The organism is Acidithiobacillus sp. M4-SHS-6, from assembly GCF_047421495.1.
Taxonomy (GTDB): Bacteria; Pseudomonadota; Gammaproteobacteria; order Acidithiobacillales; family Acidithiobacillaceae; genus Acidithiobacillus.
The window spans coordinates 853,167-866,782 of sequence record NZ_CP175559.1 but is presented as its reverse complement, the minus strand read 5'-3'; the positions used below and the strand labels follow the sequence as shown (position 1 = coordinate 866,782).

Here is a 13,616-nt window from a genome sequence, read left to right as displayed (position 1 = left end):
ATGCAGCAGCCCGCCACGGAGGCCATCGAACAGTTTCTCCTGAACCTGCAGGACCGCATTTGCAAGGCGCTGGAAAATGCCGATGGTCATGCCCGATTCCGCGAAGACCTCTGGGAAAGGCCGGGGGGCGGCGGAGGACGCACCCGCGTTATCAGCGACGGTGCCCTGCTGGAAAAAGGCGGCGTCAATTTCTCCAAGGTCCATGGGGACAAACTTCCCCCCTCCGCCACGGCGCATCGTCCCGAACTGGCCGGGCAACCCTTTACCGCCTTGGGGGTGTCTCTGGTGCTGCATCCGCGCAATCCTTACGTGCCCATTGTCCACATGAACTACCGGTTTTTCAGCGCCGGGACGGTGTGGTGGTTTGGCGGCGGCGCCGACCTCACCCCCAGCTATGGTTTTGCCGAGGATGCCCGGCATTTTCATCGCACCCTCAAAAATGCCTGCGACCGCCACGATCCTGATTTTTATCCGCGTTTCAAGGCCTGGTGTGATGATTATTTCACTATCAAACATCGCCAGGAAATGCGTGGCATCGGCGGCATTTTCTTTGATGACCTCAGTGGTGATGCGCAAACCTTGCAGACATTCTGGGAAGACGTGGCCAACAGCTTTCTGGAAAGTTATCTCCCCATTGCCGAACGCCGCCGCCACACACCTTATGGAGAACAGGAAAAGCAATTTCAGCTCTTGCGTCGGGGTCGCTATGTGGAATTCAATCTGGTCTACGACCGGGGCACTCTGTTTGGACTGCAGTCCGGGGGGCGCACCGAAAGCATTCTCATGTCCCTGCCGCCCCTCGCCGCCTGGGAATATGACTGGCAAGCTCCAGCCGACGGCCCCGAGGCGCGGCTGAAAGAAGACTTCCTGACACCTCGTGACTGGGCATGATCTATCCGCTGCTACGCCCCTTGCTTTTCAGTCTGGAGGCGGAACAGGCCCACCAGCTCAGCATTCTGGCCCTGGAAACCCTGGGCCGTATGCCGCGCAGCCTGAAGGCCGTGGCCGAGTATCTTTCCGTCAGCCATCCCGCCCTGACGCAAACCCTGTGGGGGTTGGAATTTCCCAATCCTGTGGGTCTGGCTGCGGGTTATGATAAAGATGCGCGGGCTGCAGCCGCCCTGCCCGCTTTGGGCTTCGGGTTCCTTGAAATCGGCACGGTCACCCCCCGTCCCCAAGCCGGCAATCCCCGGCCTCGGGTATTCCGGTATCCCGACTCCCAGGCGGTCATCAATCGCATGGGCTTTCCCGGCGAAGGGGCTGCTGCCGTGGCCCTGCGGCTGGCGGCTCTTCAGCAACCCCATCCCGTGCCCATCGGCATCAATCTCGGCAAAAACAAGGAAACTCCGCTGGAGCGGGCAGCCGAAGACTACGTCAGTACCCTGGATACGCTTTTCCCCTATGGGGATTATCTGGCCGTCAATGTCAGCTCCCCCAATACACCGGGCTTGCGCCTGTTGCAAGCGGCCGACGCTCTCCCGGAATTACTGACTCAGGTGGCTGCAGCCAATCAACGTCTTGCCGCACAACATCAGCACCCGCCACTACCATTGCTGCTGAAAATCGCCCCTGATCTGAGTCCTGAGGATATTACCTTCATTGCCCGGCTGGCATTGGGAGATGCGCCGCTAGTTGATGGTTTCATTGCCACCAATACCACCCTCGCCCGCCCCCCGGAACATCCCGAATATACCGAAACCGGCGGCTTGAGTGGCGCTCCCCTGCGCCAACGTGCCAACGCTGTGATTGCCCAGTTGTATCGGGAATGCTCCGGGAGCGTGCCCATTATCGGCGTGGGGGGAATTGCCAGTGCAGCCGACGCCTATGAAAAAATTCGTGCTGGGGCCAGTTTGCTGCAAATCTATACGGGACTGGTATTTCAGGGACCGGAACTGGTCCGCGATATCTTGTTAAAATTACCGGAAATATGTCAAAAAGACGGATATAGTCATATTCATGCAGCCTGCGGAACCTGTGCCTAAGCTCCCTTTCCATGGAGATAAGACCCTGCAATGCAGATGCGCTATCATCATGAACAAACATGCGTATATTGTTACAACAGCATCTATATTATTTTTCTGAAGGAGCGCCAGCAAGCATGACTTTTTTGACCCGTTTTCTGGGTCTGATCTGCATCATTTTTCCCCTGGCTGGCTGTGCCACGGTTTCTGGCACTGCCTCCGCAGCCGGAGATGTCGTAGATGCCGGCACCTCACCTATCCCCTGAGAAAATTTTCGAGCGGGTTCTCAGGCAGCGCGCTGACCACGTGGGCTGCTTGCGGATTCGACCCTTTCCGGCAAAGCCTGACCGGCCATTTCCGAACCTAGCCACCAGGTGGTCAGTACGCCGATCAGCCCGGCTGCGGCCAGCACCAGCAGCAAACCGCCATTGCCCAATTCCGCCTGCAGGGTCGGCAGGAAAAACACGCTCACCACTCCCCCAAAGCGGCTGAAGGCGGTGGCAAAGCCATGCCCCGTCGCCCGCAATTCCGTGGGATACAACTCGGTGGGAATAATCCAGGTGGTATTTCCAGGCCCAAAGCTATTGGCAATCTGCCAGATAATGAGTCCTGTGGCGACAATGGCAAAAGGCGGCTCGCCGGAAAGGGCAAATAATCCCACCAATCCCAGACTGATGGCATCACCCAGAAAACCCCAGGTCTGGGCACGACGCCGACCCACCCGATCGATCAGCAGTGCCAATGGGATCCAGCCCAACACAAAGCTGGCGGTGAAAAAACTGTTGCCGATGATGGCCTGCTCCGGGGTCTTCAGCCCCATGTGCATGAGCATGAAAGGCAGGAAAATACCCATGGCATAGCCCATGACATCCATCATGAACCAGGGCACACAGGCATATACGGTCCGGCGCAAGTAAGGCTTGCTGAACAGCATGGTCCAGGAAACCCGCCTACTGGCCTGCATGCTGAAAGCTGTTTCCTGAACCAGAAGCTCCCGTTCCTGTTCATTCACATCCGGTACCAGCCAGCGCAATACCTGGGCCGCTTCCTGCAAGCGACCCCGATAAATGTACCAGCGCGGCGACTCCGGCAAACTGCGCCGCAGCCAAAGCACCAACACCGCTGGTATCGCGCCGGAGGCCAGCATCCAGCGCCAGGCTTCAGGACCGATATGCAGCAAGACCAGTCCCACCAGACTGGAAAGCAGCGCTCCCCCCATCCACAGCCCGAAAATCCAGGTCATGGCCGAACCGCGCTTGTTCTTGGGCATGAACTCGGCAATGTACGTGGAACTCAGGGGATAATCCGCCCCGACCCCAAGCCCCAGGATGAAGCGCAGGATGACCAGGGACATGATATCCCAGGCAAAGCCCGAAAGCAGCGCGGCAAAGAAAAAAGCGGCAATGTCGATGAGATAAACGGTCTTGCGGCCATAACGATCGGCAATGATGCCCCCAAAAAGACCGCCAATGAGCGCCCCCACCAGTGCTGCCGTGCCCAGCAACCCCAGCAAGGTCGGCCCCAGATGCCATTGCGGTTTGAGCAGAATCAACACAATGGCCATGATACTCAAATCATAACCATCCAGAAAAATCCCCATCCCCGAGGCCCAGAGAATCCGGCGATGCCGTTTGCTTACTTTCTGTTCGTCGTCGATTGCACTCAACAGGGTATTCATCATTTCGTCATCAAGGCCGCTGCAAAGTCACCACCATAACACGCAAATATGACACTTTTATGACAAGGATGGATATCCATGGCTAACGCTCAAAAAAGCGTCAGTCACAAAAATCCACTGAGTTTCAAGGTCAGGCAAAATACAAGCCAAAAAATATCATATTTTTGTCATAAAACCTTCACAATACTGTCACATTCATTTGTTAACATTTGCCAACATGTTACGAAAACCTGCAACAATCGCTTTTTCAGGAGATATACATGGAGATATACATAAGGCTCCCCAAACCGTTACTATTCGCCATCTCCCTTGCCCTGACCTCCATACCCCTGGCCTATGCCCAGGGTGCGGATACATCGACATCCACCGTGAACCGTGCCGGCAGCAGTAGTGGCACGCCACCCATTACCATCGGTGAAGTGAAGAAAATGGCCCCCCCGGAGCGTGGCACCGGTTCCCTGTCCAAGGAGCGGATCAAGCACCCCAGCCCCACGGAGAATTTCCAGTCGGTATTGCGGAACATTCCGGGATTCACCGTCACCAGCACGGGACCCGGCAACCTGACCACATCGGACAGCACCTTTACCTACCAGGGCTTCAAAAGTGATCAGGTGGGAGTAAATTTCGATGGCATACCCATGATCAATTCCTTCCGCGGTGGAACCAATGGACAGGGCGACGACCATGCGCTGACCCCCATCGGTATGGGACAGTTTTCGGGAGTGAAGGTCTATAGCGGCGCGAATACCCCCTCGGAAACGGGCATCAACGCGCTGGGTGGCACCATCTCCTACCAGCCCCGACTCCCTACGAAAAAGTTTTACGCCGAGATCTCTGGTAACGGCGGCCTATACAGCGGTGGGGAAGGCCATAGCGAAGCTGGCGGTTTCAGCATCAATTCCGGCATTCTGCCGTATATAGGAACAAAACTCTACGCCAACTATTACTATCAGCCCTTTCACAGTTTCCTGGATCATGTGTTTTCCATCAACAACAACTATTATTTTTCTGCGGTGCAACCATACAATCATGGCATGTCGCAGCTATCGCTGATCACCATCTACAATCACGAAATCGCCCAACAGCCACAAAATGTCCCCCTGGCCCTTATTCAGAAATATGGGCGTAACTGGCAATGGCCCCGAGATGTAGCCAACAACCACACGACTACCGATTCCTTCACCACCATTATTGGCTGGAAGTCCCTGATCAACCAGCATATGCTGGCCAAGGCCAAGTTTTTCATCACCCGGGACAACAATGACCGCACGGCCTATGCCAATGCCATCTATGATAACAATTATGAAGGTTTCCCTCTCCCGACCAATCTGAAAAGTTATGTGAAACCCGCCAGCAAGGAACACCCGCGGCCCATGAATACCTATGATCCGCAAGCGCTTTTCGGCAGCAGCCTGAAGGGCACACAGTATCAGCGCTATGAGGACAATTTCGGCAATGCGGGGTTCATGCCATCCCTGACCTTCCTCCTGCCCCATAACACGGTGACGCTGGGCGGTTTGTATATGTACAGCAACGACAATTCCAAGGAATACTGGTACGGGGCGCCGGATGTGCCGATGATCGACGGCTATAACGACACCTGGAATGAGCACGACTACCGGACCTATTCCGATGTCTTCCTGCAGGATCGGATCAGTCTCCTGAACCATCACCTGATCATCTATCCCGGTGCGAAATATTACATGGTAGGCACCACGTGTAACGATATTGAGGGCTATTATTACAATTATGGCGGAACCGTCAGCAACACGTTCAATTACTGGGAGCCATCCATTGGTATCAGCTTTACACCCACCCGGAATATGGACCTCTACTTTCACTACGGGCGGGTGTACAAAGTTCCCGATATCAGTGCCTATTATTCTTTGATTGGTTCTGGACCCACTCCCGCGCCGGAACGGGTCAAACCGGAATATGTGGACAGCATTGACACCGGCATTCGCTACAACTTTGGGGATATAAAGACATCGTTGGCGTATTTCCGGCGCATGTTCACCGATAAGTTTGGATATTATTATGATGATCTTACGGGTGAAACCTATCAATATAATGTGGGCAGCGCCCTCTACCAGGGGTTCACCGCGTCCGTCGATGGCAAGCTCCCGTGGCACCTCAATGCCTTTGCCAATTACACCCTGACGAATGCCAAGTTCACCAAGGGTTTTGATGTGGCAAAGGATTTTGAAGTGCAACCCGGTGAGTATGTCGGTGACGTGCCCTTGTATAATATCAACTTTGGTCTGGGGTACCACTATGCGGGCTTCTCTGCCCGGGTAACCGACCATGTCATCGGCTCCCAGTACATCAATAACGACAAGGGCACGCCCGTGGGTTATTCCTTGCATCCCTACAACATCACCAACCTCAATCTGGGTTACACCTGGCGCCCAGACATGGTCGGCATAAAAAAAGCAGAGATGGATTTTTACGTCGACAATCTTTTTAATGCCAATTACTTTCCCTATATGTACCAGGAACTGCGTCCCGTGAAAGATGGCGGGAACTACCTCGTGGCCCAGACCAGTGCGCCGGTCTATGTCGGTGCCAGTTTGTTGGTCAAGTTTTAAAAGGCATCCGCAGGGATGGACATGTCCATGATGCCCCAAGTGACCCGATCCGCAACGTTTGCGGCAAACCGGCGGTCACAAGGAACCGGTGGGCCTCATGGGCCACCACACCTCACGAGGATTTTGATGATGCAACCTGCTTTTTTACGTTTCATGCTGATGGGTACCGTTTCTCTGATACCGCTGTCTTTGGCCGCTACCGCCCGAGCGGATACGCCCCACAAGATCCGTGTCAGCAATCCCGCCACACCAGGATCGGTGGCGACGGCGTATCTGGCGATTCGGGAGGCTATGGATCGTTCCACTCCCCAGCTCCACTGGCGTCTGGCAGGGCATGTGGAGAATGGCTCCGAGAGCTGATCCGACCGGCTAATACCCGGCCTGTGCTGACAGGATACAAACTGCTAGACATTTACTAGAGTTAAAGTAAGCTTCTGAGTTTATACAATGGTGGTTAATCACTGTGCATAGAGCATGATATACATTTTCTGTAGAGTCTATGAGGGCTAACTGATGACAGAATCCGCTTGCTTCAATTGGTTCAAGGTACTCTCTGCCACAATATTTTCCTTGCTTCTTTCTATCGCCTTTGAACCAGCCTTCGCCAACCCACTGATACTCTATAAGAAGCAGGACTGGAATCTCGTTACCAAGCCCGGACAACAACTCCGTCTGCAACTGCCCATTCAGAATTGCAGCTTCATAGATACCTCTGATAACAAATTGCACGTGCAAATAGAAGTATGGGGTGATGCCCAGAATTCCGAACAAAAACGCCGGCTGCTCAAGGAAGCGATGGTGTCGGTCTTGCAGTCGGGGCAGGTGATCACCATCAAATCCTCCCACAATTTCAATGAGACTATATTTTCCAAACACATTGACATCGACGAGATGCCGCGATTTTTACATGCCCTCTGGGAGTCGATCTTTCATGGCGATTCCCGGACTCTACCCATGGTTTGGCAGACTCCCGAAGTCATGGCAAAACTCCGCGTCGAACTCCCGGCGTACTTACCCATCGATGCCCAATTAGGTACAGGCAATTTCCACTTCTTGAATCCAGGAGCCAAGAATTCCCTGGTCGTGAAAAACGGTACGGGGCTGATCCTGATCGATACCGCCTCTCCAGAAATCCGTATCCATTCCGGCACGGGGATGGTGCAGGTGCAACAATCCGATGGAGTCAAGACCGTCATTCACACGGGCACCGGATCGGTGCATTGGCAAGGTTCTTCGCAGTCTTTGGAAATCGCGTCCGGAACAGGAAATGTGCAAATTCAGGCAGCCTCACTTCCCAGAGAAGCGCGCTTGCGCGCCACCACCGGAACCGGTGATCTGGATGTCTGTTTTAAACATAAAACAGCGCTGGATGGGACTATCAACGCTGGATTGGGCGGTTTTGATCTTAAATATCCCATTGCACCCACCTTCGTTCACGGCAGTCAATACCAATTTGGACCAACGGCAAACGCCGTGAAAATCCACTTCCGCTCGGGTACCGGGAAGATCCGGTTACGGACCTGCCCATGACGTATGATCTCAACCAACTTTATCAAAATGCTGAAGTTTAGTTGCTCGATAAAACCATTTAAACTAGGTATTGTCATAATCAGGCAACGTAACCTGTAACGGCCAGCACAACATTCCGTCCCGCAAGAACAAGGTATCCTCAGCATGCGCCTTATGAGTAGCACACTGGCCGAATGGATTTTGGGGCGAGGCTTGACCCTTTGGCCAGGTTTTTTCCTGCTTGGTACAGGATTATTGTTATTCATCAACATGCAAAGCGCCTGGGCGGCACCCCTGGACATGTTGATCCATGATCCTTTCGATACCGAAGGCTGGGTCAAGGCGCCGCTGGGTCAGCCGTGGCAGGATCAGCGCCTGCAATTACCCGAGGCGGTCTTGCCGGGAACCCATACCTTCGTGAAGCCCCAGAGCCTGGCGGCATTGACCAACTATGCCCTGGCCCACAACCCCCAAACCCGGGTGGCCTATCAAAATCTGCAAGCTTCTGCCGCAGGCCTAGGGGTGGCCGAATCCGCCTGGCTCCCGAGCATTTCCCTCAGTGACTCGGCGTCGCGATTTCAGGGCAACACCACGGCCGGTTTCCGTATTCCCATCATCAACAGCAACTCCGCCACCCTCAGCCTGAGTTATGTGCTGCTGGATTTTGGTCTGCGTGCTGCACAAAAAGATGCGGCCCTCGCGCAGTTGTACATTTCCGGTTTTGATAACAACAGCGCACTGAGCAAAGTGGCCCTCACTGTCACCCAGAACTACTACCAGCTCATCGGTGAACAGGCCCTGGTCCGGGCCTATGCGCAAACGATCAGGGAAGACACGGCGAGTTTGAATGCGGCGCGCCTGAAGCAACATTCTGGGATGGCAACCATCGCCGATGTGCTGCAGGCTCAGTCGGCTCTCGCCCAGGCCCGGGCCCAATGGATTTCCGCCTCGGCCACGGTACGCTCCGATCAGGCGGCACTGGCCGAAAGCTGCGGGTTGCCATCCAACAACCCCATACCGCTGGTGCCTTTGAATATTCATCAGTTGCCCCCTGATATCACCCCTTCCCTGCAATCCCTGGTCCAGCATGCCACCCAGCACAACCCCGGGGTTCAGGCCGCTGCCGCCCGGATTCTTGCCAGCCGTGCTACGCTTCGAGAAGATCAGGCGCAGGGACTGCCGACGCTCAGCGCATCGGTGTCCGCCGGCAAACGTTTTCAGAATGGACTGGCGCCTTCACAGAACTGGGCCATCGGTTTCAGCCTCAAAGTTCCTTTGTTTACGGGTTTTCATGACAGTTATCAGATTCAACAGGCCCGTCGTCAGGAACGCAGTGCCCAGGCTTCACTGAACCAGGAGACCCAAAGTATTGCCTTAACGGTATATCAGGATTACCAGACCGTCATGGGCGCGCGCGCCGCCGCAGCCGCCGCCCAATTGGCGGTCAAAAGTGCCCAGGCTTCTCTCGCTGCCATCCGTGCCCAGTACAAGGTAGGACTTTCCACCATGCTCAATCTGCTCACCGCCCAGGCCACCCTGACCACTGCTGAACAAACCCGCATTCAGGACATTACGACAGCCTATGTCCAACTGGCCAACCTCGCCAACGCGCTGGGCATGATCGGTCTACCGAAAGCGGGCAACCTCTCCGGAGGCCTGGCATGATCCGATTCCGCCCGTCTTTTTTGCTCCCGACGGTATTGCTTCTGCTCTTGACGGGATGCGCAGAGCATCACCCGCATGCCGCCAAGGACTCGGCGCTGCCCGTAGAAACGGCCGTGGTCCAAACGGGTGATCTGCCCATTGTGGTCAACACCCTGGGGCAAGCCGTGGCTTCTCACAGTGTCACCATTACCCCGCAGGTCAGCGGCATTTTGCAAAACGTGGCGGTGCACTCGGGGCAAGTCGTGCAAAAGGGTCAACTCTTGTTTCAGATCGATCCAGCTACTCCCGCCGCCCAGGTTGCCGAGGATCGGGCCAACCTGCAGGGTGAAATCGCCCAGGAACAATATGATGAGGCTCAAGCCAAGGCCTATGCTCCCCTGCTCAGCAAGGATTATGTGACTCGTCAGACGGTGCAGCAGGCCGAGGCCCAGGCCAACACCGCCGCCGCCACGGTAGCGGCTGACCGAGCCGCTCTACAGGCAGCCCAAATCACCCTGGCGGAAACCCGGATCACGGCGCCCATCAGCGGTAGCGTTGGTATTTTGCGCCTCAAATCCGGCAATCTGGTCACCGCCAACAGTACCCAGCTGGTCACCATCAACCAGATTCAACCCATTTACGTACAGTTCAGCCTGCCCGAAACGTATCTCAATGATTTGCATAGGGCCATTACCCAGCACTCTGGCCAGGTACAAGTCTGGGATGAAAACCACCGCAGCCGCATCGGCGCCGGGACCGTTACGGTCATTGACAATACGGTCAATACCGCGTCGGCAACGGTCACGGCGCGGGCGACACTCAGTAACCAGCCCGCCCGCCTCTGGCCTGGCGAATATGTGCAAGTGGATTTTACCGCCCGGCAGCTTCATGATGCCCTGGTCATTCCCGCCAACGCCTTGCAGCAGGGGGTTTCCGGACCCTTTGTTTACACCATCAAGGATCACAAGGCCGTCATGCAGCCGGTGCGGTTTCTAGGGCAGAACGGTAAACGGGTGGCCATTGCGGGGGCAAGGCATTTATTGGGAGAGCGCGTGATAGTGGGGGCGCCCACCCGGCTGCATCCCGGATCGGTTGTGCGGGTGATCCAATGAACCTCTCCGCCCCCTTCATCCGTCGCCCCGTTGCCACCACGGTACTGGCTTTGGCCGTGGCCTTGCTCGGATTATTCGCCTATCTGCAATTACCCACAGCACTCCTGCCCAATGTCAGCTTTCCCATGGTGGTGGTCACTGCGGAGCTGCCGGGAGCCAGCCCGAAAACCATGTCCAGCGCCGTGGCCACGCCTCTGGAAAGACAGTTCGCGAGCATTCCCGGCCTCAATTCCATGAGTGCCGTCAGTCAAAATGGCGTCACCCAGATTACCCTGCAGTTTGATCTCAGCAAATCTCCCCTGGGTGCCACCCAGGAAGTCTCCAATGCCGTATCCCAGGCCCAGCATTTTTTGCCACCGGGCATGCCCGAACCCCCTTCCGTGCGCCAGATGAACCCTTCGGCACAGCCGATCTTCTACATCGGCATGTCCGCGCCCAACATGCCCCTCTATGCACTGGACAAGTATGCCCAGACCAAGGTGAGTACGGCCTTGTCGGGGATTTCCGGGGTGTCCAATGTGCAGATTTATGGCGCCCAGACCTACGCCGTGCGTATTTACGTCAATCCCTTTGCCCTCTCTGCTCGGGGGTTGAGCCTCCAGGCCGTGCAAAGCGCCCTGGGGAATGCCAATGTCAATCTGCCCGGAGGCACCCTGGACGGAGGGGATCAGGCCTTTGCCACCCAGGTGCATGGCCAGTTACATACGGCGAAAGCCTACAATCACCTGGTACTAGCCTATGAAGGCGGCCAGGCCGTGCCCCTCAGTGCGGTGGGCAAGGCGGTCAACAGCACCCAGGACAATCAGCAGGAAACCTGGATCAACAAAACCCCCGGCATCGTTCTGGCCGTGGTTCGCCAACCGGGCAGCAACACGGTGGAGATCTCCAATAAAATTCGCGCCCTGCTGCCCCAGTTGCAGGTTGCCATGCCCGGCGGTATCCATCTGATCAATGTTTTTGATCTCGCCGACTATATTCGCGCTGCCGTGCATGAAGTGCTGATGACCCTCATCCTCGCCAGCATTCTGGTGGCAGGCGTCATGTGGCTGTTTTTGCGCCGCCCCTCGGCCACTCTCATCGGGGCCGTAGCCATACCCCTCTCCTTGCTGGGCACCTTTCTGGTGATGATGCTCCTGGGTTTCAGCATCAACACCCTGACCTTGCTGGCGCTGACCCTCTCCGTGGGCTTTGTGGTGGATGATGCGGTGGTCATGCTGGAAAACATCAACCGCCACATCGATCGGGGCGAAACCGGCATGACGGCGGCCCTCAATGGCAGCCGGGAAATCAGCTTCACGGTACTGTCCATGACCCTGTCCCTGTCCATCATTTTCCTGCCCCTGATTTTTCTGGGGGGTTTTGTCGGGCATCTGTTCTCGGACTTCGGGGTCAGCATTGCCATGGTCATCCTGATTTCCGGAATGGTGGCCCTGAGCGTGACCCCCATGCTCTGCAGCCGTTACCTGAAACCCAATCATCCCCATGCGCTAGCTGATCTCCACGATTCGGGGCATCTGCCGGAAGAGGGCATCTTTCAGCGATTTTTCAAGCAAAGTCGCGATTTTTATGTGCGCACCCTGAAAATCGCCTTGCATCATAAATACTGGATGCTGGCCCTGGCCGGGCTTTCTCTGGCCGGGAGTGTCTGGTTGCTGATGATTATTCCCAAGGCTTTTTTACCCAGTCAGAATTCGGGAATGATCAATGCCAACATCGAGTATCCCACTGGCATGACCTTTGCCGAAGTCAGCAAGGAGCAATCGGCCATTGCCCGGGTCGTCAAAGCCAACAGCCGCATTCAATCAGTAGTGTCGTCCGCTGGGCAGGGAGCAGGTGGTTTTGGCAGTCGCAACTCCGGGCACATGTTCATTCATATTCGCAATGGCTATGCTCCCCAGACCGAACAGATCATTGTCGACCTGCAAAAGGCTACCCGACGTTTTCATAATGCCCAGATCGTTTTTCAGGGGCCGCAAAGCGCGCACTCCGGAACCGCCAGCGGCAATGGCAGTTATGTGTATGAACTGATGGGCAGTAACTGGAGCGACCTGAACGCCGCCACCCTGAAAATGACCGATGCGCTGCAAAAACTTCCGCAGCTCAACTCTGTCAGCAACAGCCTGGAAAACAACAGCCCCCAGGTGACCATTCAGATTCAGCGCGCCCGCGCGACGGCTTTGGGGGTCACTCCGGCCGCCATCGAAAACACCCTGGGTCTGGCCTTTGGCGGGCACGAGGTGGGAACGATTTACGGGGCCAGCAATCAATATGAAGTGATCATGGAACTGCAACCCCGCTATCAGAAAAACATCAATGCCCTGTCCACCCTGAGTGTACCGGGTGCGGGTGGGACCTTGGTGCCCCTTTCCGCCGTGGCCGAGTTCCATTACGACGCCGCCCCCCTGAATCTGATGCAACATGATGGTCAGCCTTCGACCACCATTTCCTTTAATCTCGCCCCCGGGGTGCAATTGGGTACGGCCATCAGCGCCCTGGAAAAAACGGCTCACCAGGTACTCCCCGCCGGCATTGTCGGGCATCTGGGCGGAAATGCCGCCCAATTTCAGTCGGCCTTCAAATCCCTGCCCTTTTTGCTGCTGGCGACCATCCTGCTGATTTACGTGGTCCTCGCCATCCTCTATGAACATTTCCTGCATCCCCTGACCATTTTGACGGCTCTTCCCCTGGCAGCATTCGGCGCCCTGCTGGCGTTGCTCATTTTTCACGAGCCCCTGGATTTATACAGCTTTATCGGCATCATCATGCTGCTGGGACTGGTCAAGAAAAATGGCATCATTCTCGTGGACTTTGCGGTGAGCCGCCGCCGCGAGGGCGCGGATGCCCATGACGCCATTGTCGATGCCTGCACCATCCGTTATCGTCCCATCATGATGACCACTTTTGCCGCCATTCTCGGGGTATTGCCCATCGCTATCGGCTTCGGTGCCGGAGCGGGCAGTCGGGTGCCCCTGGGTATTGCCGTCGTGGGCGGCCTGATATTTTCCCAGTTTTTGACCCTGTACATCACCCCCGCATTTTATTTATGGTTTGATGGCCTCTCCTGGCCGCGTCGCAAACGGGCACAGCCCATCGCTCTGACCCCATGATTTCTCATAAAGGTGAC

General features: G+C 55.9%; 10 protein-coding genes. 9 read left to right on the top strand and 1 reads right to left on the bottom strand.

Translation table 11 applies throughout. From position 1 onward, the window contains the following. From hemF to ACJU26_RS04480, 3 genes are all read left to right on the top strand, one after another. Complete coding sequence (gene hemF / locus ACJU26_RS04490) at nucleotides 1-891, top strand: oxygen-dependent coproporphyrinogen oxidase (protein WP_414041337.1); 891 nt, start codon at nucleotides 1-3, stop codon at nucleotides 889-891. Beyond that, nucleotides 888-1,982 (top strand): quinone-dependent dihydroorotate dehydrogenase, encoded by a 1,095-nt coding sequence (locus tag ACJU26_RS04485; protein ID WP_414041336.1) that lies wholly within the window; start codon nucleotides 888-890, stop codon nucleotides 1,980-1,982. Before hemF ends, ACJU26_RS04485 begins: the two co-directional genes overlap by 4 nt. Nucleotides 1,983-2,098: 116 nt before the next feature. After that, nucleotides 2,099-2,227: a hypothetical protein gene (locus ACJU26_RS04480; protein WP_414041335.1), complete on the top strand. Its 129-nt coding sequence runs from the start codon at nucleotides 2,099-2,101 to the stop codon at nucleotides 2,225-2,227. 20 nt (nucleotides 2,228-2,247) lie between these two features. Here the strand turns inward: ACJU26_RS04480 and ACJU26_RS04475 are convergent, their stop codons facing one another. Beyond that, nucleotides 2,248-3,642: an MFS transporter gene (locus ACJU26_RS04475; RefSeq protein WP_414041334.1), complete on the bottom strand. Its 1,395-nt coding sequence runs from the start codon at nucleotides 3,640-3,642 to the stop codon at nucleotides 2,248-2,250. 257 nt (nucleotides 3,643-3,899) lie between these two features. Between ACJU26_RS04475 and ACJU26_RS04470 the strand changes: the two genes are divergently transcribed. The 6 genes from ACJU26_RS04470 (at nucleotide 3,900) to ACJU26_RS04445 (ending at nucleotide 13,599) form a co-directional block, all read left to right on the top strand. Then, complete coding sequence (locus tag ACJU26_RS04470; protein ID WP_414041333.1) at nucleotides 3,900-6,227, top strand: TonB-dependent receptor; 2,328 nt, start codon at nucleotides 3,900-3,902, stop codon at nucleotides 6,225-6,227. Nucleotides 6,228-6,353: 126 nt separating this feature from the next. Then, entirely contained in the window at nucleotides 6,354-6,587 is a 234-nt protein-coding gene (locus tag ACJU26_RS04465) for a hypothetical protein (RefSeq protein WP_414041332.1), read from the top strand. A gap of 153 nt (nucleotides 6,588-6,740) precedes the next feature. Then, nucleotides 6,741-7,757, top strand: a complete 1,017-nt coding sequence (locus ACJU26_RS04460) for a DUF4097 family beta strand repeat-containing protein (protein ID WP_414041331.1) — start codon at nucleotides 6,741-6,743, stop codon at nucleotides 7,755-7,757. Nucleotides 7,758-7,910: 153 nt separating this feature from the next. Continuing rightward, nucleotides 7,911-9,401, top strand: a complete 1,491-nt coding sequence (locus tag ACJU26_RS04455; RefSeq protein ID WP_414041330.1) for a TolC family protein — start codon at nucleotides 7,911-7,913, stop codon at nucleotides 9,399-9,401. Next, nucleotides 9,398-10,492, top strand: a complete 1,095-nt coding sequence (locus ACJU26_RS04450) for an efflux RND transporter periplasmic adaptor subunit (RefSeq protein WP_414041329.1) — start codon at nucleotides 9,398-9,400, stop codon at nucleotides 10,490-10,492. Before ACJU26_RS04455 ends, ACJU26_RS04450 begins: the two co-directional genes overlap by 4 nt. Next, complete coding sequence (locus ACJU26_RS04445; protein ID WP_414041328.1) at nucleotides 10,489-13,599, top strand: efflux RND transporter permease subunit; 3,111 nt, start codon at nucleotides 10,489-10,491, stop codon at nucleotides 13,597-13,599. Before ACJU26_RS04450 ends, ACJU26_RS04445 begins: the two co-directional genes overlap by 4 nt. Nucleotides 13,600-13,616: the final 17 nt, after the last annotated feature.